The 20009-nt window shown below is 64.0% G+C and carries 16 protein-coding genes; 7 read left to right on the forward strand and 9 right to left on the reverse strand.

Going from position 1 to position 20009, the window contains the following annotated elements:
• Positions 1-21: 21 nt before the first annotated feature.
• Together GC125_RS19510 and GC125_RS19515 are read left to right on the forward strand one after the other, a co-directional pair.
• Positions 22-369, forward strand: a complete 348-nt coding sequence (locus GC125_RS19510; RefSeq protein WP_151987291.1) for a DUF952 domain-containing protein — start codon at positions 22-24, stop codon at positions 367-369.
• Positions 369-1463, forward strand: coding sequence for a quinone-dependent dihydroorotate dehydrogenase (locus GC125_RS19515; protein WP_151987293.1), 1095 nt, complete (start codon positions 369-371; stop codon positions 1461-1463). The genes GC125_RS19510 and GC125_RS19515 overlap by 1 nt, the downstream gene beginning before the upstream one ends.
• Here the strand turns inward: GC125_RS19515 and GC125_RS19520 are convergent.
• Positions 1453-2718 (reverse strand): MATE family efflux transporter, encoded by a 1266-nt coding sequence (locus GC125_RS19520; RefSeq protein ID WP_151988101.1) that lies wholly within the window; start codon positions 2716-2718, stop codon positions 1453-1455. The two genes, GC125_RS19515 and GC125_RS19520, sit on opposite strands and share 11 nt — an antisense overlap.
• Positions 2719-2953: 235 nt before the next feature.
• Here GC125_RS19520 and GC125_RS19525 point away from each other — a divergent pair, with 235 nt between their 5' ends.
• On the forward strand, positions 2954-3853 hold the full coding sequence (locus GC125_RS19525; protein WP_151987295.1) for a histone deacetylase family protein: 900 nt from the start codon (positions 2954-2956) through the stop codon (positions 3851-3853).
• A gap of 23 nt (positions 3854-3876) precedes the next feature.
• On the forward strand, positions 3877-5151 hold the full coding sequence (locus GC125_RS19530) for a hypothetical protein (protein ID WP_151987297.1): 1275 nt from the start codon (positions 3877-3879) through the stop codon (positions 5149-5151).
• Positions 5152-5166: 15 nt separating this feature from the next.
• Here GC125_RS19530 and GC125_RS19535 read toward each other — a convergent pair whose 3' ends face one another.
• The 5 genes from GC125_RS19535 to GC125_RS19555 form a co-directional block, all read right to left on the reverse strand.
• Entirely contained in the window at positions 5167-5652 is a 486-nt protein-coding gene (locus GC125_RS19535; protein ID WP_151987299.1) for a CAP domain-containing protein, read from the reverse strand.
• A 7-nt stretch (positions 5653-5659) separates the two neighbouring features.
• Complete coding sequence (locus tag GC125_RS19540) at positions 5660-5926, reverse strand: DUF6460 domain-containing protein (RefSeq protein ID WP_151987301.1); 267 nt, start codon at positions 5924-5926, stop codon at positions 5660-5662.
• Between the two features lie 78 nt (positions 5927-6004).
• Complete coding sequence (locus GC125_RS19545; protein ID WP_151987303.1) at positions 6005-7639, reverse strand: cisplatin damage response ATP-dependent DNA ligase; 1635 nt, start codon at positions 7637-7639, stop codon at positions 6005-6007.
• 4 nt (positions 7640-7643) lie between these two features.
• Positions 7644-8510, reverse strand: coding sequence for a hypothetical protein (locus GC125_RS19550; protein ID WP_151987305.1), 867 nt, complete (start codon positions 8508-8510; stop codon positions 7644-7646).
• On the reverse strand, positions 8510-9520 hold the full coding sequence (locus GC125_RS19555; RefSeq protein WP_151987307.1) for a ligase-associated DNA damage response exonuclease: 1011 nt from the start codon (positions 9518-9520) through the stop codon (positions 8510-8512). Before GC125_RS19555 ends, GC125_RS19550 begins: the two co-directional genes overlap by 1 nt.
• Before the next feature lie 100 nt (positions 9521-9620).
• Between GC125_RS19555 and GC125_RS19560 the strand changes: the two genes are divergently transcribed.
• Genes GC125_RS19560 through pdeM form a run of 3 tightly spaced genes read left to right on the forward strand, consistent with a single transcriptional unit; the run spans position 9621 to position 14012 of the window.
• Positions 9621-10634 carry a class I SAM-dependent DNA methyltransferase gene (locus GC125_RS19560; protein ID WP_151987309.1) on the forward strand — a complete coding sequence of 338 codons (1014 nt, stop codon included), beginning with the start codon at positions 9621-9623 and terminating at the stop codon, positions 10632-10634.
• Between the two features lie 48 nt (positions 10635-10682).
• Entirely contained in the window at positions 10683-13244 is a 2562-nt protein-coding gene (locus tag GC125_RS19565) for a ligase-associated DNA damage response DEXH box helicase (protein WP_151987311.1), read from the forward strand.
• Between the two features lie 30 nt (positions 13245-13274).
• On the forward strand, positions 13275-14012 hold the full coding sequence (gene pdeM / locus GC125_RS19570) for a ligase-associated DNA damage response endonuclease PdeM (protein ID WP_199864656.1): 738 nt from the start codon (positions 13275-13277) through the stop codon (positions 14010-14012).
• A gap of 62 nt (positions 14013-14074) precedes the next feature.
• On the opposite strand, the gene GC125_RS19575 is transcribed toward pdeM, so the two are convergent.
• The 3 genes from GC125_RS19575 to GC125_RS19585 form a co-directional block, all read right to left on the reverse strand.
• Positions 14075-14860 (reverse strand): TIGR02186 family protein, encoded by a 786-nt coding sequence (locus tag GC125_RS19575; RefSeq protein ID WP_151987313.1) that lies wholly within the window; start codon positions 14858-14860, stop codon positions 14075-14077.
• Positions 14861-15787, reverse strand: coding sequence for a sulfite exporter TauE/SafE family protein (locus GC125_RS19580; RefSeq protein ID WP_151987315.1), 927 nt, complete (start codon positions 15785-15787; stop codon positions 14861-14863).
• Between the two features lie 321 nt (positions 15788-16108).
• On the reverse strand, positions 16109-19912 hold the full coding sequence (locus GC125_RS19585) for a peptidoglycan-binding protein (protein ID WP_151987317.1): 3804 nt from the start codon (positions 19910-19912) through the stop codon (positions 16109-16111).
• Positions 19913-20009 lie beyond the last annotated feature (97 nt).

Genomic DNA, 20009 nt, shown 5'->3' on the forward strand with positions numbered 1-20009 from the left:
GTTACACGCGAAGGGACCCGCATGACAGCACCGATCTACAAGATCGCGCCGCGCCCGCTTTGGGAAGCAGCTGAAGCGGCCGGCAAATTCGTCGGTGCGCCGATCGATCTCATCGATGGCTATATCCATTTTTCGACAGCCGATCAGGTACGCGAGACGGCAGCCAAGCATTTTCATGGCCAGGACGACCTGGTGCTCGTTGCCATCGACCCTGCGCAGCTTGGCGATCAGTTGCTCTACGAACCGTCCCGCGGCGGGCAGCTCTTTCCACATCTCTACACGCCGCTGGAACTGTCCGCTGTCCTGTGGGTCAAGCCGTTGCCGCTCGGGTCCGACGGCGCCCACGTTTTTCCGGTACTGGACGCCTGATGTCTTTCACCGCCGATATCGGCCGTCAGCTTCTGTTCCTGTTGCAGCCGGAAACGGCGCACGGGCTTGCCATCAAAGCGCTGTCGGCAGGCCTGGTGCCGTCGCCTCCCCCGATGCGCGACAAGCGGCTCGAGACCCGCGTCGCCAATCTTGTCCTTCCGAACCCGATCGGCATGGCCGCCGGCTTCGACAAGGATGCGGAAGTCCCGAATGCCCTTCTGAAGCTCGGCTTCGGCTTCGTCGAGATCGGCACCGTGACCCCGAAGCCGCAGGCTGGCAATCCGCAGCCCCGCATCTTCCGGCTGCCGGAGGACGAAGCCGTGATCAACCGGCTCGGCTTCAACAATCAGGGGCATGAAGCTGCGTTAGCCAGGCTCAAGAAGCGCTCGCGGCGGGCCGGCATCGTTGGCGTGAACATCGGCGCCAACAAGGACAGCGACGATCGCGTCGCCGACTACGCCGCCGGCATCAAGACCTTCGCCACCGTCGCCGACTACTTCACGATCAATGTCTCGTCACCGAACACACCCGGCCTGCGCGACCTGCAGGCGCGCGAAAGCCTGGCCGAACTGCTGAAATCGGTGACCGCTGCACGCGAGGCTGCCGCCAGCATCACGGGCAAGCGTCTGTCGGTGTTCCTCAAGATCGCGCCGGATCTGGACGAAGCCGCGCTCGACGATGTCGCGGAAATGGCGCTGGCCCATGCCATCGAAGGCGTCATCGTGTCCAACACGACCCTGTCGCGCGATGGACTGACCGAGAGCGACAAGGCACGCGAGACGGGCGGTCTTTCCGGTCGCCCGCTATTTGAGCGCTCCACCATCATGCTGGCCCGGCTGCGTCGGCGTGTCGGAACGAGCCTCGTTCTCATCGGCGTCGGCGGCGTCGATTCTGCAGAAGCGGCCCTGACGAAGATCAAGGCAGGTGCCGATCTGGTGCAACTCTACACAGGCCTCATCTATCGCGGCCCGGCGATCGCGCACGACATCACCAAAGGCCTGGTGGAACGCCTCGATGCCGACGGCGTCGCCGTCATCGCCGATTACCGCGATACCGAAGTGGATGCCTGGGCGGATCTCGCGCTCACCGCCTGAAGGTCGCCGATGCGCGCCTTGGCACCAGCAGATAGAGCGAAATGCCGCGCAGCCCAAGGAACAGGTTGAACGCGGCCCAAAGCCCGTGATTGCCCGCCAACGGCACGACGAACCAGACCATCGCGACGAAAGCAATCAGCGACAGAACCATCATGTTGCGCATATCGCGCGACCATGTCGCTCCGATGAAGACACCGTCCATCTGAAATGCCAGCACGCCGGCAAGCCCGGTCAGCGCCGCCCATGGAAGATAGATTCGAGCGGCCTCGCGCACGTCCGACGCGGTGGTGACGATGTCGATCAGCGCCGGCCCGGCCAGCAGAAAGAACGCGGCTGCAATGGCCGAAAGGGCAAAGCCCCACATCACCGTCAGTCGGATGGCTTTGTCGAAAGCCGGCCGATGCATCGCGCCGATCGAGCGACCGACGATCTGCTCGGACGCCGTCGCCAAGCCATCGAGATAAAACCCGGCGATCATGAAAAAGTTGAGCAGGACGGCATTGGCTGCCAGCGTGACCGGTCCGAATTGGGCTCCGGTGCGCGTGAACAGCGCGAAAGCGATGAGAAGCGACAGCGAACGGATCATGATGTCGCGATTGAGCGCCATCAGCGCAGCGAGCGCCTTCCGATCGAAAAGCGACAGCCAGCCGGGCCGTGCGTGACGTGAAAAGCGCCCGACGATGATCGCAAAGCCACAAATCGCGCCAATGCATTCGGCCGCAACCGTTCCCCAGGCGACGCCTGCAATGCCCCAATCCAGCACCACGCCGAGATGGAGCGACAGGGCGATGCTGGCGCCGTTGATCACCACCTGCAAACCGAGCCCGATCTTGGCTTCGCCGCGACCGAGGACAAATCCCAGGATCGCGTAGTTCGCGAGCGCCGCCGGGGCCGAGAGAAACCGGATCGCCATATAGGTTTCGGCAGCGGCGCGCACATCAGCGCTCGGCTCCATGAAGGCCAGCCCCGCGCCGGTGATCCACGGCGCGAGCAGCACGAAGATGATGCCGATTCCGAGCGCGAGGATCAGCGCGCGCCAAAAGATCGTCTGTTCCTCGCCGACATCGCCGCGCCCTGCCGATTGCGCGACCAGCCCGGTGGTTGCCGCGCGCAGGAAATTGCAGCTGACGAACACGAAATCAAAGATGATGGCCCCGATCGCAAGGCCGCCAAGCGGCGCGGCCTCTCCCGACTGGCCGACGATCGCCGTATCGGTCAGTCCGATCAGCGGCGTCGTCATGAAAGCAAGCGTCATCGGCAGCGCGATCGCGAGTACCGATCGGCTGGTCACCTCGAACGGCCGGGTATCGGACACATTGGAAATCGGTGGGTTGGGCGACAAGAAAGCGACCTTGAGCGAAGCGAATGTCGCACCTCCCCTAGATCGTTTCAGGGAAAGAGAGAAGCGGCTGCGGGCCTATGCCGCTCAAGCGCATTGAAGGCTCGCCAGCACTTCACCTGCAGCCAGCTTCCACTATATCGGGTCTCTGATGGTGCTTCCGATCGTCCACACGCCCGACTACGATGCGCGGTTTCCTGCCGACCATCGCTTTCCCATGGGCAAATACACCCGGCTGATCGAGATTCTGAGACGCGATGGCCTCCTCGAACAGGGCCATGAGGTGCCCGGGATCGAACCGCAGGAGGTCTTCGCGCTCGCTCACGACCCGGCCTATGTGGCGCAGGTTTTTGCCGTTGCCGTGCCCGAACCCATTGAGAAAGCCATCGGCTTTCCGGTCAACGAGCGCGTATCGCGGCGTGCGCGGGCCGCAACGTCCGGCACGCTTCTGGCAGCACGCATTGCGCTCGAAACCGGCCTCGCCTGCAACACCGCCGGCGGCAGCCACCACGCACGGCGCGCCCATGGCGCCGGCTTCTGCACCTTCAACGATGTCGGCGTCGCGGCCTCGAAGCTTCTCGAAGAAGGAGCGATCCGCCGAGCCATGGTGATCGATCTAGACGTGCACCAGGGCGACGGAACTGCCGACATCTTTCGCGACGAGCCCCGTGTTTTCACGGTGTCGGTCCATGCCGAGCGGAACTACCCGAACGACAAGGTGCCCTCGGACATGGATGTCGCGCTGCCCGACAAGGTCCGCGACGATGCCTATCTGGAAATCGTGGAGGATACGCTGGCGCGCGCATTTCTTGGACCACGACCCGATATCGTGTTCTACAACGCAGGCGTCGATCCCCACGCCGACGACAGGCTCGGCCGGCTGTCCTTGACCGACGGGGGCCTGAAGCGGCGCGATCGCGCTGTGATCGGCTTCTTCCGGCAACGCGGCGTGCCCGTCTGCGGCGTCATCGGCGGCGGCTACGGCAAGGATGTCGATGCGGTCGCCGAACGCCACGCGACACTCTTTCGCGTCGCCCGTGAATTCGTCTGAGACTGCAGGAGCGGCATAACCCTATGACCGGAGACACTCAATTCACGCGCCGCACGCTCCTCGGGTCAGGCGCCGGCGCGGCGACAGCTCTGCTGCTCGGCACGCCACACGTCTGGGCCCAACGCGCTCCCGAACGTCAGACTGCCACCTTTCCCGGCTGGACGGCGCCCGAAAACTTTGGCGCCGTGGGCGACGGCGTGGCCGACGATACGGATGCCGTTCGCCGTGCCTTGCATTCGGGGTTTGGCGTGGCGCTGGTCGGCACCTACCGGCTAACTGAACCGATCGTCTTCGGCACTGGCTTCACCGAGCAGCCGAGCATGCTGCAGGGCCTTGGCCGCGACCATTTCATCGTCGATCACGCCGAAGGCGACGCGCTGCACTTCGACTGCGGCGAGATCGGCATTTCGACCGGCAACGCGCTGACTGCGCGCGATTTCGGGCTGCTGTCAGGGGTTGCCGGGACGCCGCATGGTGCGCTCACCGTGACGGCGAGCGGCGGAACCGGCTCGGTCTATCGCACCTTCGACATCACCAACGTGCACACGAGCGCGACCGATCAAGATCGCGGCTTTCGCACCGGTATTCGCCTCGTCAATCAGCGGCACGGTGTGGTGCGCGGCTGCATCCACAACGGCGTCCGCAACGTCGTTCCCGGCGAGCGCCAAGGGAGCGCGATCGCTGCCGAGGGTGACGGGGAGAGCCATCCGGTCGATTTCACCATTGAGAATTGCCAGGCCTATTTCGCCGGCTGCGGGGTCCACCTTATCGGGACCCATGAAGGCATCACCATCGACAAGCACTCCGCCGTCGGCTGCGACGAAGGCGTGCTCGTCGAGGCGGACGAACACCCGCTGGACGGCGGCAATGCCGGCAAGCCGCTCTTCTGGATCACCAACGGCCACTTCCAGACCTTCAGGACAGGCATGCGCCTCATGCGCGCCCGAGACTTCATCGTGACGGGCAACGATCTCCTGGTGGAGCAGCCGAATACGAGCTGGACCGGCCTGATCGCGGAAGTCGGCGACGCTGCCTCGCAATACGGCTGGATCGACGGCAACAAGTTTCAGGATGCGAGCCGCGTCGGCAATTCCGATGGAACGACCACCGGGATCATGCTGAACGGCGCGGCGGACGGCGTGCTCGACACGAGGATCGGGGTCAATCGCTACGTCAATCTTTCGGTCGGCATGCATCTCGAAGAAAATGCGCGCCGCGTGTTTTACGCCGATGCGAGCCTCTACGCCGCGGTGGCGACGCCGATCGTCGACCAAGGGTCCGGCAACGCCAGTTACTGAGTGCTGTAGAAACGCTCAGCCGCCAGACAGAACCATCGCCCAATAGGGATCTCCGCCATTCTCCGTATCCTGCGCCATGGCGACGCCAAGCCCGGTGAAGCGGGGATCGAGCGTATTGGCACGGTGGCTTGCCGAGACTTCCCAGGCGAGCAGCGCGCGATCGACATTCGCCTGCCCCGTCGCGATGTTTTCCGCGGCCGGCAGGGCCACGTCCTGCCCCTTCATGCGCTGCACGAAATCCGCGCCGACACCGATATTGTGCGCCATCCGGCGGTTCTCGGCCATCGTCCGGGCGTGGGAAAGCGCCGCTTCCGAAGCGCGCGCATCGTGGCGCAGCGGTGTGCGGCCGTTGGCAACACGAAAGGCATTCACCCGCTCGATTGCGTCCATGGTGACGACGCGGCCCGGGATCGAACTGCGGTTGCCGAGTGTCGAGCACCCTGCAATCAGCGCAAGCCCGGTCGCGCCGCTTCCGAGAAGCACGAAACGTCTGGTCTGCATGGAAAGATCAGTTCCGGTAGCTGACGATACGCAGGATGATGAAGACGGGGATGACCACCATAGCGCCGAGGATCAGGTAGTTGCCGACGCTGCCGAAGGCATCGAAACCAAGATCCCAGAGATAGAGCGCGAAATCACGGATGAAGTAGTAGATATCCTGCGGATACCAGCCCATCACGTTCATCACGACGCCAACGATGAAGGAGACGACGAGAAGCTTGACCAGCGTCCGCCCCGGCGTGTCGCCCAAAAACCGTGTCACCCTGCCCGACATTGGTGCCTTTCCAAAGCTGTCAGCTCGTCCCACTGCTGGCGAGGTATGAAGCCTTTGCGGCTTTGGCAAGGCGCTTCCTCAGTCCAGCATGCGTTCCAGCGTTTCCAGGCGATCGGCCTCGCGCGCCGGCTTGTCCCAGCGCAGCCGCGATATGCGCGGAAAGCGCATCGCCACGCCCGATTTGTGCCGAGCGGAGCGGTTCAGCCCCTCGAACGCGATCTCCAGAACCAGCCCCACCTCGGGCGTCGCTTTCACCGAGCGCACCGGCCCGTAGCGATCGATCGTGTTGTCGCGTACGAATTTGTCGATCAGCTTCAATTCATCGTCCGTAAAGCCGAAATAGGCCTTGCCGACAGGCACGAGCTCGCCGGTTTCCGGCGTATCGCCCTTCCAGACACCGAACGTGTAATCGGAATAGAAGCTCGACCGCTTTCCATGACCGCGCTGCGCATACATCAGCACGGCATCGATGGTGAACGGTTCGCGCTTCCATTTGAACCAGGGCCCGCGGGGGCGGCCCGGAACATAGGCGCTATCCCACCGCTTCAGCATAAGCCCTTCGATGATCGGGTGCGGGGGCTCGGTGCGAAAATCGACGATCTGCTGCCATTCGGTGAATTCGACGAGCGGCGAAATATCGAACCGCGTGGGATCGAGCCCCAGCACGAAGGCTTCGAGACGTGCCCGCCGCTCGCGAAACGGGGCCGCCCGAAGATCTTCGCTGCCGTCCTGCATCAGATCGTAGGCGCGGATGAAGGCCGGATAGGCTTCCATCGTCTTCGTGGTGACGGCTTTTCGGTTCAATCGCTGCTGCAGGTCGCCGAAGGTGCCGATTTCGACCGGGCCCTGCTTGCCCGCTGCCAGGTCGGGGCTGTGGCCGACGAGCAGTTCGCCGTCCATCGCGCCTTCGAAATCGAGCGCCTCGAGAATATCGGGAAATGTGCCGGAGATGTCGTCGCCGGTGCGCGTATAAAGCCGGCGCACGCCGCGCTCCGATGTCGCCTGTACCCGGATGCCGTCCCACTTCCATTCGGCCGCGTAATCGGCAGGGTTCAGCTTGTCGAGGTCCCCATCCTCGATGGCAGTGGCAAGCATCACCGGCCGGAAGGGAGCGGCGGCGAGGCTTTCGGGCTTTGGCGCATGGCCCTCAAGCCACGCAAAAAGCTCCAGATAAGGCAGCGTCAACCCGTGCCAGAGTTCCTCGATCTCGACCACGTCGACCTTGCCGAAATCCGCGAGCGCCTGTTTGGCGAGCCGCGACGACACGCCGATGCGCAAGCCCCCGGTCGCCAGCTTGATCAACGCATAACGGCCCGAAGCGTCGAGGCGATCAAGCCAGTCCGCCATCACGGCCGGAGCCTTCGCCCGGCTCGTCGCATCCAGCGTCTGCACCACTTCCGAAAGTGTCGGCACATCGTTTCGCCGGTCAAGCGCGCTCGCCTCGGTCGGCCAGATGAGCGCGATCGTCTCGGCCAGATCGCCGACATAATCATAGGAATAGCCGAACAGGATCGGATCGATCCGCTCCTCGACCAGCGCCCGCAGCATCGCCGGCTTCACCGAGGCGATCGACAGGTCGCGCGTGATCGCGGCAAGAGCCAGTCCCCGCTCAGGGTCCGGCACCGACTTGAAATAGTCGACGAGCAGCGTGAGCTTGCCGTTGCGCGACGGGGTCAGAAGCAAGCGATCGAGAAGTTCGGCAAAGCGCTTCATCGGATCACGGCGCGGGCGTCAGGGCGATGATTTCAAAAAAAGTATCGTCCTTGGGCTGCATTCCGCGCGCCTGCGTCGAAATCAGGTAGACGCTTTCGCCCAATTGCGCCGCGAGGCCCACCTTGTTGCCGAAATTGGAATTGCCGGCATTGGCGGGGTTGGTCGCGTCGTAAGCGTTTTCGCTCTGGCCTTCGAGAAACGTGCGGCCGACATAGACCGTTCGGTCGCCATCTGCCACGAGATTGGCGGCGAGGCGCTCACCCGAAATCTTCTCGACGATTGTCCCGATCTCGACTTCGGTGACCCGGCAGCGATGGTCGCCAACCCGGCGCGCGCCCTGGTCCAAGAAACCGTACCAATAAACCGTGCACGCATAGGCCCCTGGGGACAGCGCGATGGCCGAAAACGTGTCGTTGAGTCCCGTTAACGCGTTTTCAGCAGCGTCCATGGCGCCGGCGTCAAGCGGCTCGCCGCTCGATACGATCTCGGCCAATGTCCGGTCCGCAGCCGCCCGCATCGTGTCGAGGTCGGCCCGATCCTCGCTCGCCAGAAATCCGAGAGCGGCGCTCGTTGCCGCAGTCGCCGGCAATTCGCCGCCAAGTTCGGCCTCCTCGCTCCGCTTGTCCATCACGCAGATGCGCTCGACAGCCGCTTCGCCAACCCGACCGGAAACGATCGCCAGACCGTAGGTCTCGCTGCCGAACGGATCGACCCTAACGGTTTCGATCTCCATCTCGCTCTCGGCCACCGCCCGGCACTTCTGTTCCACCGTCTCGGCAAAAGCGGCCCAGGCATCCGGCGAAGCCGCCGACACCGGTTGCAGGCAAGCCGTGAGCAGAACGGCGCTCGTTCTTAAAAGTCTGCCAATCATCACTCAGCCTCGTCTTCGTATCCGACCAGATGTAACGGGCGAGCGCGAATACCGTTCAACTCGCACCAGCGAACCAGCGCCTCTTCGCGCCCATGCGTCACCCAAACTTCCGACGGCGAGATGGCGGTGATCGTCTCGATCAATTCGTCCCAGTCGGCGTGGTCGGAAAGTATGATGGGGAGCTCCACGCCGCGTTGTTTGGCGCGCTGGCGCACGCGCATCCAGCCCGAGGCGAAGCAGGACACCGGATCGGGAAAGCGCCGCGCCCAGCGATCGGCAAAGGCCGATGGCGGACCGACGACGATCGCCCCGGCGAAATCACCCTTCTTGCCGTTGTCGACGGTGGCCGGTGCGAGCGATCCGAGCGCAATGCCTTGGGATTCGTAATAGTCGCAGAGCGTCTTCAGTGCGCCGTGGATGTAGATGGTTTCATCATAGCCCGCGTCGCGGATCAGGCGGATCACCCGCTGCGCCTTGCCGAGCGCATAGGCGCCGACGAGATGCGAGCGCTCGGGGAACTGTCGCACGGACTTCAGGAGCTTCGCGATCTCCTCGCGGTCGTCGGGGTGCCGGAACACCGGCAGCGCGAAGGTCGCTTCGGTGATGAAGACATCGCAGAGCACCGGTTCGAAGGCTGCGCAGGTCGGGTCGGGTCGGGGCTTGTAATCCCCGGACGCAACGATCCGGAGCCCGTCCTTTTCGACGCAGATCTGGGCCGATCCCAACACATGGCCGGCGGGATGGAACGAGACTGAGACCCCGTTGATCGTCAGCGTTTCCCCGATTTTCGCTTCCTGCCGGCTTGCCGCAAAGCCTTCGCCGTAGCGGATCGCCATGATGTCCAGCGTCTGCCGGGTGGCGAGCACGTTCTGATTGCCCGGTCGGGCGTGATCGGCATGGCCGTGCGTGACCAGCGCGCGCTCCACAGGGCGCACCGGATCGATGTAGAAATCTCCTGGCGGGCAATAGAGCCCCTCGGGGCGCGGCTTGAGCAGATCATCGGGGCGCATGGTGCTTAGATAAGGCGCTCATGGTGTGGCGAAAAGGCGCTTGCCAAATCATCGCCGTGCGCGCATAGCCCGCGCCGTCCTCCTTTGGCGCTTGATCATCATGACACAACTGTCGTTTTCCTCCGGCGATCTCGTCGCCGATCGGCGCGCCGATTATGCGCGCATGCTCGCCGATGGCGGCGACTTCGCGGCCGCTGCCGATCTCATGCGCCAGGCGCTCGAACTCGTGCCTTCATGGCCGGCAGGCCATTTCACCCTCGGCGTGCTTGAAGAAAAGTCAGGACGTCTCGAAGCCGCGAGCGATGCCTTCCGCGAGGTTCTGCGTCTTGCACCGACGGACATCTACGGCGCCGGGCTGAAGCTCGCGGCGCTGGGCCAGGCACAGGCGCCGAGCCAGCCCCCGGCCGCCTATGTCGAGCGGCTGTTCGACGACTACGCCGAACGCTTCGATGCGGCGCTCGTCGAGGGCCTGTCCTATTCGATCCCCGAGAAGCTGACCGCGCTGATCGTTGCCAACGCGCCCGACCGCTTCAAGACTGCAGTCGATCTCGGCTGCGGAACCGGGCTTCTCGGCGAACGCCTGCGCAGCCGCGTCTCGTTCCTGAAGGGCTACGACATCTCGAAGGGCATGCTGGCAAAGGCTGCGGAAAAGGCGGTCTATGATCAGCTCGCAACCGCAGACCTCGCAAGCGGCCCTAGCGATGGTGGCGTGCCACTGCCGGAAAATGAAGCGCTGAAGGCCGATCTCGTCACCGCCGCCGACGTCTTCATGTATTTCGGCGATCTGGAGCCGGTCTTCGCGACGGCGGCCGCGATCATTGCGACCAACGGCTATTTCTCCTTTTCGGTCGAGGACGGCGCAGCCGACGTCGACTGGCAATTGCAGCCATCCTTGCGTTACAGGCACGGCGAACCGTATCTGCGCGCCCTTCTCGAGCGGCACGGCTTCGACATCGTCGCGACCGAGCGCGGGCCGATCCGCCGCGACGGGACGAACACGATCATTGGCCTTCTGATCGTTGCGCGTCGGCGTTCGGTAGCGGACATGACACTGGCCGATCTGCCGTTGATCGAGGTCTCATCCGATATTGCGCCGACGGAAGTGCTGCACTGAGCGTCTGCGCCTTGGCGATCGACCATGCCGGGCCTACCTTAAAGGGTCATGGAGCATGACCCGCGACTGGCAGCACAACTCGAGGTGAACGGCGAAGGGCCTGGATTTGCCCTGCCTGCCCAATTCATCGACTGGTTCGCCTCGCGCGGATGGCAGCCCCGCGCCCATCAACTGGAATTGCTCGCAACGGTCCGATCTGGCAAATCGGTTCTCCTCATCGCGCCTACGGGAGCGGGCAAGACGCTCGCCGGATTTCTCCCGAGCCTCACCGATCTTGCCGATCGCGGTCCCGCAAAGCCGGGCGCCGCGAAAAGCGGCATCCACACGCTCTACATCTCGCCCCTCAAGGCCCTCGCCGTCGACATCGAACGGAACCTGTCGCGCCCTGTCGACGAAATGAAACTGCCGATCCGGACCGAAACGCGAACCGGCGACACCTCGCAGACCAAGCGCACGCGCCAGAAGACCAATCCACCCGACATTCTGCTGACGACCCCGGAGCAGCTGGCGCTTCTCCTCGCCTCGCCGGATGCCGATCGGTTCTTTTCCAACCTGAAGAACGTCATCTTCGACGAGTTGCATTCGCTTGTGACCTCGAAGCGCGGCCATCTCCTGGCACTCGGCCTTGCGCGGCTTCGGCGCCTGCGCCCAGATCTCGTGACGATCGGTCTCTCGGCCACCGTCGCGGAGCCGGAAGAACTGCAGGGCTGGCTTGTGGCGCAGGATGGCGGTGAGCGCCGGCTGGCTGAACGCATCGTCGTCAGCGGCGGTGCGAAGCCCTTGATCAGCATCCTGCAGTCGGATGAGCGCGTGCCCTGGGCCGGCCATTCGGCCCGTTACGCGATCCCGGATGTCTACAAGGCCATCAAGGACCATCAGACGACCCTGCTCTTCGTCAACACGCGCAGCCAGGCGGAAATGCTGTTCCGCGAGCTCTGGCACGTCAACGACGACAATCTCCCGATCGCCCTGCATCACGGCTCGCTGGATGTCAGCCAGCGAAGGCGCGTGGAAGCCGCGATGGCCGACAACGCGCTCCGCGCCGTCGTTGCGACCTCCACGCTCGATCTCGGCATCGATTGGGGCGACGTGGATCTCGTCATCCATGTGGGGGCGCCGAAGGGCGCAAGCCGGCTCGCCCAGCGGATCGGGCGTGCCAATCACCGCATGGACGAGCCGAGCCGCGCGATCCTCGTTCCGGCCAATCGCTTCGAGGTGATGGAGTGCCAGGCGGCGCTTGACGCCAACTATCTCGGTGCCCAGGACACGCCCCCGATTGGTGCGGGCGCACTCGACGTTCTGGCCCAGCACATCCTCGGAATGGCCTGCTCGGCACCCTTCGATGCGGATGAGCTCTTTGCGGAAGTCACCTCCGCCTCGCCCTATCAGGAGGTCGGACGCGACACGTTCGACCGGGTGCTGGAGTTCGTCGCGACCGGCGGCTATGCGCTGAAGACCTATGATCGCTATGCCAAGATCCGCCTGACCGCCGACGGTCTGTGGCGCGTCTCCCATCCCCGCATCGCCCAGCAATACCGCCTCAATGTCGGGACGATCGTGGAGGCCCCGGCGCTCAACGTCCGGCTCGTAAAGCGCGGAAAGGCCGGCGTGACGGCAGCGCGGGGCGGCCCGACGCTCGGGAAGATCGAGGAATACTTTCTCGAGACGATGGTCTCGGGCGACACGTTCCTGTTCTCCGGCCGCGTCCTGCGTTTCGAAGGTATCCGCGAGAACGAATGCATCGTGTCGCTGTCACCCAGCACCGACGCGAAGATTCCGACCTATGCCGGCGGCAAGTTTCCGCTCTCGACCTATCTGGCGGAGCAAGTGCGCGCCATGCTGGCCGACCCCACCCAATGGGGGGCGCTGCCAGATCAGGTCGGCGACTGGCTGCGGATCCAGAAGGAAAAATCGATCCTGCCGTCGCGCGACGAGCTGCTGATCGAGACCTTTCCGAGGGGGCGGCGGCACTACATGGTCGCCTATTCCTTCGAAGGCCGCCTCGCCCACCAGACGCTCGGGATGCTCCTGACGCGTCGCCTGGAGCGGGCACGTGCCAAGCCGCTCGGTTTCGTGGCCACCGACTATGCCTTGGCGATCTGGGCACTGTCGGACATGGGCGAACTTTTCGACAAACGCCGGCCGGCCCTGTCCGATCTTTTCGACGAGGACATGCTGGGCGACGACCTCGAAGCATGGCTTGCGGAATCCTGGCTGCTCAAGCGGACCTTCAGGCAGTGCGCCGTGATCTCAGGACTGATCGAGCGCCGGCACCCGGGCCAGGAAAAGACCGGCCGTCAGGTCACCGTCTCATCCGACCTTATCTACGATGTTCTGCGCAGCCATGAGCCGGACCACATCCTCCTGCAGGCGACCCACGCGGACGCGGCGGCGGGGCTTCTCGACATCCGGCGCCTGTCCGACATGCTCGCACGCATCAAGGGGCACATCGTGCTGAAGCGGCTATCGCATATCTCGCCGCTCGCTGTGCCGATCATGCTCGAAGTCGGCAAGGAATCGGTTGCCGGCGAGGCCAATGACGCCATCCTCGAAGAGGCGTCAGAAGATTTGATTGCTGAAGCCATGGGCGAATCGGGTATCGGTCTGTGACGAACAAGCCGAGAACGATCAGACCCCACCATGAACCACCATGCCGCCTTGCGGCTCTCCTCCGCCGATTCTGACATGCCGGGCCGCACGATCGCCATCGAGATCGCGGGTGTCGAGGTCGTGTGCGACGCGCTCGGCGTGGCCTATCTGGAAAAAAGCGGCACCTTGATCGTGTCCGACCTGCACCTGGAAAAAGGCGCGGCCTTCGCCCGGCGCGGCATGATGCTGCCGCCCTACGATACGGCCGCGACCCTCGACCTCTTGGAAGCGGCCATCCGGCGCTACGAGCCGAAGGCCGTGATCAGCCTTGGCGACAGTTTCCATGACCGCGTCGGCGCCGCCCACATGCCTGCCATCTATGAGGAGCGACTGCGCCACGCCATGACGGGTCGGCAATGGTTCTGGATTTCCGGCAACCACGATCCGGAGCGACCGGCCAATTTGCCGGGCGAGGCGACCGATGCGCTTTATGTCGACGGCTTGTGTTTCCGCCACGAACCCACGGCACGCCGCGCCGAATGCCGCGGCGAAATCGCCGGTCATCTGCATCCCTCCGCGCGCGTCGTGCGCCGGGGTCGTGCGGTGCGCCGCCCGTGCTTCGCCTCCGACGGCACCCGCTTGGTCATGCCGGCCTTCGGCGTGACCACCGGCGGGCTCGACCTGCGCCATCGCGCCATGCAGGGCCTGTTCGACCGCGCGACGCTGTCGGCCCATCTTCTCGGCCGCGAACGCCTCTATTCGGTGCGCTTCGCCAATCTGATCGGATAGGCATGAGCGTTTCCAGGTGAAGTGGATACCGGTTCACCGTTCGGAAACGCGACAAGTCAGACTCAGTTCTTGCGGAAGATGATGCTGCCGAGCCAGCCGGTCAGCATGGCGAGCGCCACGCAGACGATGCCGTACAGCAACGAGTCCTCGTAGGCCGCGGAATAGATGAACTGCTCCAGCCCCGTTTTCACGACGCGCAGTGGAAGATCGCGCTCCATCACGAAATTGCCGCTCTTGAACAAATAGGCGCGGATCGTGTGGTCGCCGAGCGGCACGTTGGCCGGCAGGCGGATGGATGCGCGAAACAGGCTCGAACTGACGAAATCGACGCCGTGCGGTGCGGCTTCATAAAGCCCGCTCGTCTGCTTCAGGCGTCGGAGCGCATCGCGAAACACTGCGATATTGCTGCCGTCGCCGATGGCTCCGGTCGGGACCAGCCGGATGTTGCTGGACCCGATTTCATAACGATCGAGCACGATCGCATCGGTGATCCGCTCCACCGGGCGAGTGCTCGACAGTGAATAGGATGCCGCGACCGGTTCGAACTCCATCGAGCGACGGTTCACCCAGATGCCGAGAACGCGCTCTTTGCGCCACACGGTCGTCTGGCGCTGCGGGCCGACCAACGCAACGACGATGTCGTATTCGCCGAGCTCCAGCAAAAACGGGTCGGCACTGTCCAGCGCCCCGAACACGGTGATGTCTGCCCCCGTAAAATCGGAGGTGATCGCGATCTCGTTGGTCGAAACGCCGATGTCCAGTCGTTCGGTGGGCTCACGTTGCTGGGCAAGCGCTTGCCCTGCAAACAAGCAGAAGATGATCCCGAAAAATGTTGCGAGCCGCGTCATCTAGAACGCCGCCTCTTCCAGGATCACCGAATACACTTCGTCGGGCGGCAGCAAGAGGTCGAGGCCGAGACGCATGCCGACCGCGAGCACAAGCAGAGCCAGAAGCGCCCGCAACTGCTCGCCGCGCAGCTTCTGCCCGACCCGCACACCGTATTGCGCACCGATGACGCCTGCCACCATCAGAAGAAACGCCAGAACGATATCGACCGAATAGTTGGTCGTCGCCTGCATGATGGTGGTGAAGGCCGTGACGAAGATGATCTGGAACAGCGACGTCCCGATGACGACATTGGTCGGGATGCGCAGGAGATAGATCATCGCCGGAACCATGATGAAACCGCCGCCGACGCCCATCACTGACGTAAGAACGCCGATGGCGAAACCGAGCGCGATGACCGGGATGACGCTGAGATAGAGCTTCGATTTCTTGAAGCGCATCTTCATTGGAAGCCGGTGCACCCAGATGTGCTGGCCGGGCTTGCGAAGCGCCACGGTTTCCTTGCGCGCCGCACGGCGGAGGGAAATGATGCTTTCCCAAAGCATCAGGCCTCCGACGACCGACAAGAACAGCACGTACATCAGCGAGACGATCAGATCGAGCTGACCTAGCCGCCGCAGAAGCGTGAATATCCAGATTCCGAGCCCCGCCCCGGCAATGCCGCCGATCAGCAGCACGACCCCAAGCTTGATATCGAGCGAGCCGCGCTTGAAATGCCAGAGCGAGCCGGAAAAGGACGACGCGACAACCTGGTTTGCGCCGGTGGCGACGGCGACCGCGGGAGGAATGTTGTAGAAGATCAAAAGCGGTGTGATGAGAAAGCCGCCGCCGATGCCGAACATGCCCGACAGGAATCCGACCGCAGCGCCCATGCCGAGGATGACGAAGATGTTGACCGATAATTCTGCGATCGGCAGGTAGATGGTCACGTCTTGCCCCTGAACGCTCAGCACGGATCTCGAGCGTTTCCAGATGACGTGGGAACCGGTTCACACCGTCCGAAAACGCGGTCGTACAACCACCTTGAGCAACCGGTCGCTTATCGAAAAGCGAAATTGCTCCAGGCATCGGCCGAACGCCAATAGGCCGGCTGTGCGACGTCAGCCGGAATGTTGGCAGCACAGGGTTTATTCGCCGTTAAGACGAAGCCGGGCGCAGCGCCCAACTCCCAACCGCGACCGATTGTGGAACGATCATCTGCGCGTTTCGGAACGCCCTGTCAATTCAAGGCGTCCTTGGGACCAAATTGCTCAGCCAGCGTCCGTCTGGGCAAGCAGCGCTTCGACGAGCGGCGCATCGATCCGGCCGGTCGGCTCGAGCTCGTTGGCTTCCTGGAAGGCGCGGATCGCTGCCGTCGTTTTTGCGCCGATGACGCCATCCGGGGAGCCCGCATCGAAGCCGCGATCGTTGAGAATGCGCTGGATGTTGCGCACAGCGTCGGCCATGTCGATTGTCGCAGTGCGGGTCTGGGAAACGCCCCACTCTTCCGGCAGCTCGACGGCATTGGAAGCAGGGTCGACTGCCTGCGGTTCCCAAAGTTCGACCTCGGCGCGGGCCCGTTCCAGCGCTTCCGGGGTCATGGCATTTGCCACTTCGTCGCGCTTGTTGGCCGCGTCCGCATCACCCTGATCGGCGGCGATGGCAAACCATTTGTAGGACTGGCCGAGATCCTGTTCGACGCCGCTGCCACGGGCATAGAGTACCGCCAGGTTGAATTGGCTGTCGGAGACGCCGTGTTCCGCAGCCATGGCGAACCAGCGTGCAGCCTCGTCGAAATCCGAATTGCCGTCGACGCCGCCGGAAGCGTGCAGTACCGCAAGATTGTGCATGGCGCTGACATTGCCGCCCAGCGCCGCTTCGCGGTACCAGCGGGCAGCTTCTGCAGGATCGCGTTCGACGCCGGTGCCGCGCTCGTAGAAATTGCCGATCCGGTACTGCGCCGGGGCGAGCCCCTGCCGCGCGGCATCGAGATACCATTGTGCTGCCTGGTCGACGCTTTCTTCGACGCCGCGACCTTCCATGTAGCGCGATGCGATTTCGAACAGCGCCCGGCCTTCGCCGGCTTCGGCGGCAGCAAGCAGTGCAGCCGTTCCGGCACCGTCCGGCAGAGCGGCGATACGGGCCGACCGTTCGGCAGGGTCCGTCTGCGCCGCCGTTTCCGGCGTCATTTCAGCCGGCGCATCGGCACTGGGGCCCTCGGTGGTCGGCGCTGTCGCCTCATCGGTCACCGCCGGCGCATTGGCGTCGCTCGATGGCGTATCGAGACTGGACGGCGTCACCGGCGCGGAATTGTCGCGATCCAGGCTGGACGTCGTCATGGCGGCCTCGTCATCCGTCGACGGAGCGAAAGCCTGCTGCGAAAGACCTGCCGTGCGTCCGGGTGACGGCTCAGCGATTGTGGGCGTTTCAGCGACCGGTGCCTGCACTGGCTCGACGGTTTCGGCGGCAATTTCAGGTGCAGCTTCGGAGCCCGTTTCCGCGCCCGAGGAGACAGCGGCGCTGTCCGTCTCGGCTGGAGCGACCGACTGAACCGCGACAGGCACATCGTTCTGGGAAGCGTCGCCGCCCATCATGTCGGCAATCAAAGGATAAGACATCACCGCAAGCAGGATGGCGCCAACCGCGATCAGGATGGGACGGCGGCGCGACGATGATCCACCGTCAGTCCGCTTGTCGTCACTTTTGGTCGCCAACTGCTTGCGGCCGGTATTCTCGACATCGGCAGCGGCGGCCTGAGCGGCACGGCGAGCGGCAGCGATGAAATCCGCGCGGTCGTCTTCGCTGTAGACGCTGTTGCCGACGCGCGATCCGCTGGTCTGCTGATCACGCACGCGCTGCAGAATGCGGTTGAGGTCCGGCGTTCCCGAGCCAGGCTCCAGCGGCTCGTTCGCAATCCCCGCATCGATCTGCTGGCTCGGGTCGATGGGCGGCGTCGGCTCGACGGTTTCGCGGACTTCGGAAGGCGAGGCTGCAAGTTCAGCGCTCGACACGATTTCCGCTTCAGCGGGCTGGCGGCGAGGACGGACCTTGTCGGCGATGCGGCCGATCAGCGAGCGCGGCGTTTGCGCCTCGGCAGATGCCGCCGACGCGGTTGCAGCCGCCATGACGGCGGTTGTGCTGACCGTCTTGCCAAGCGCCGTCTGGTCGGCCTTGACCACATTGGCTGCCTTGGCGGACAGCGGTTCCTGTGCTTCGATTTCCGGCTCGGCAGCATGTGCGGCGAAAGCGGGCGCCGCAAAGGCGGCAGCCGCGACAGGCATCTCGCGTGAAACATTCAGTCCGCGGTCAAGGCTTTCGAGACGCTCGGCGATCTTCATGAGCGTGTCGTGGACGGCATCGAAGGCGCGCGCGCTGCGATCGTTGCTCATCCGGGTCAGCTTCTCGAGCGCCCGGAGATCTTCCGCAAGACCGGTCACTGCCGTGAGATCGTCGGCGCTGCCCTCATACTCGTCCGCGCCGCTTTCGAGGAAGGCGGCAACCGCCTGTTCGGCAGCACGACTTGCTGCTTCGATCACGTCCTGGCGGCCATGCGTCATATGCGTTTCGATCGCGGCAAGGCGCGGCTCGAGACCGGCAAGACCCGAGCGATCGGAAAGATGCTCCGAGAGGCTGAGAATCTGTGCTTCCAGCGAGCGCATCGCATCGTCGCTTGCCGGAGCAGACGTCTCGGCGTTGCGATCGAGGCGGCTCGTGATCTCGTCCAGTTGCCGGTGCAGGCTTTCCAGTCCGGCAACAGGCAGCGGATCCGAAAGCCGCGCTTCGGCACGATCGACCAAGGCTTCGAGCCGGTCGAAATCGACGCTCGCCTGGGCAACAGCCAGGGTCTCGATCTGCTCGGAAATGTGCTCGAGGTGTCGCACCACCTCCTGCGGCGGCTCCTGATTGGCGCCGTTGGAGAGCGCGGCCACCTGATGCGAGAGCGCATCGAGCCGGCTCATCACTTCGCTGTCCGTACCGCCCTCGCCCAGCCGTTCGATCTGGTCGGCCAGAAGCGCCAGGTGAGGCGTCAATGCGGCAGCGATACCACCGGCGACGGCTTCGTCTTGAGACCCAAGGTCGGCCAGAAGAGCTTCGATGCGCTCCAGCCGAGCATTGTCGATTGCCATGTCGGCCTTGTCGGAAACCGTAAGGATCGCCTGGGAAATCTCGTCCAGCCGCAAATTCACACGGTCGAGTTCCCGGCCGACGCCTTCCATGTCCGAGCCTTGCCCGGCGATCATCTCGACGGCACCGGCGATCGTGCGCATTTCGGCGCCGATCTGACGTGTCCAGCCACCGTCGGGCAGGCCGTTCATCAGAACCTGCATCTCGTCCAGCCGCTTGACCATGACGGCGATCTCGTCGCGCATGGTGGCTGGATCGATCTCGCTGATCAGGTCGCAGATTTCGCTCCAGCGATTGTCCAGGCCGCGCACGGTCTCATCCTTGGCGAGACCATCGACGATTGCTGAGATGCTGCGGACTTCCGCGCGCAATTCCACCAAGGCGTCGCCGCCGTCGCTTTCGCTAAGTGCGCTGAGCTTCTGTTCGATCGAAACCAGCCCGGCATGAAGCTCGGATGGCAGGCTTTCGAGCTGCTCGAGCGTCTTCAGCTGCATGAGGTCGCCGCGCAGCGAACCGAGATGGCGCGCGACGTCTTCGCCGAGATCGCGGCGCATGTCATCACGCAGGTTTCGGCCGAAATTATCCAGCAGGCTTTCCATCTGGGCGCCGCCCGCCTGGGGCATGTGCGCAGCTGCAGCCGGTTCGACCGGGGGCCGGGCGACAAGAGCCTCACGGCGCTCGGCGGCTTTCGAGCGGAAGGCGTCGAGGCGGCGCTGGCGCTCCTTGATCTGCGCAACCGCCTCATTCTGGAGATTGGCAGCCGGTGTCTCCTGGACACTGATCGGTTCGACACGCGTTGAACTCGGCGTCAAGGTACCCGGCGCACGCTGGCTTTTCGACGCCATGATTCCGTCCAAGCGGCTCTCGAGCGCTTCGAGCGTCTTATTCAACGCATCGAAAGGCGAGGATCCTTGCGACTGGCTGCGGGTATCGCGTGAGGTATCGTTCATTGCGAAGCTCATCTCGGTTCGCCTCACCATCGCGGTGAAGCCGGGTTTTGCCGCCGGATGCTGGTGCCCGCACATCGATGCGGACGGAAGCTACCGG

It is taken from the genome of Rhizobium sp. EC-SD404 (assembly GCF_902498825.1).
In the GTDB taxonomy this organism is placed as follows: Bacteria; Pseudomonadota; Alphaproteobacteria; order Rhizobiales; family Rhizobiaceae; genus Georhizobium.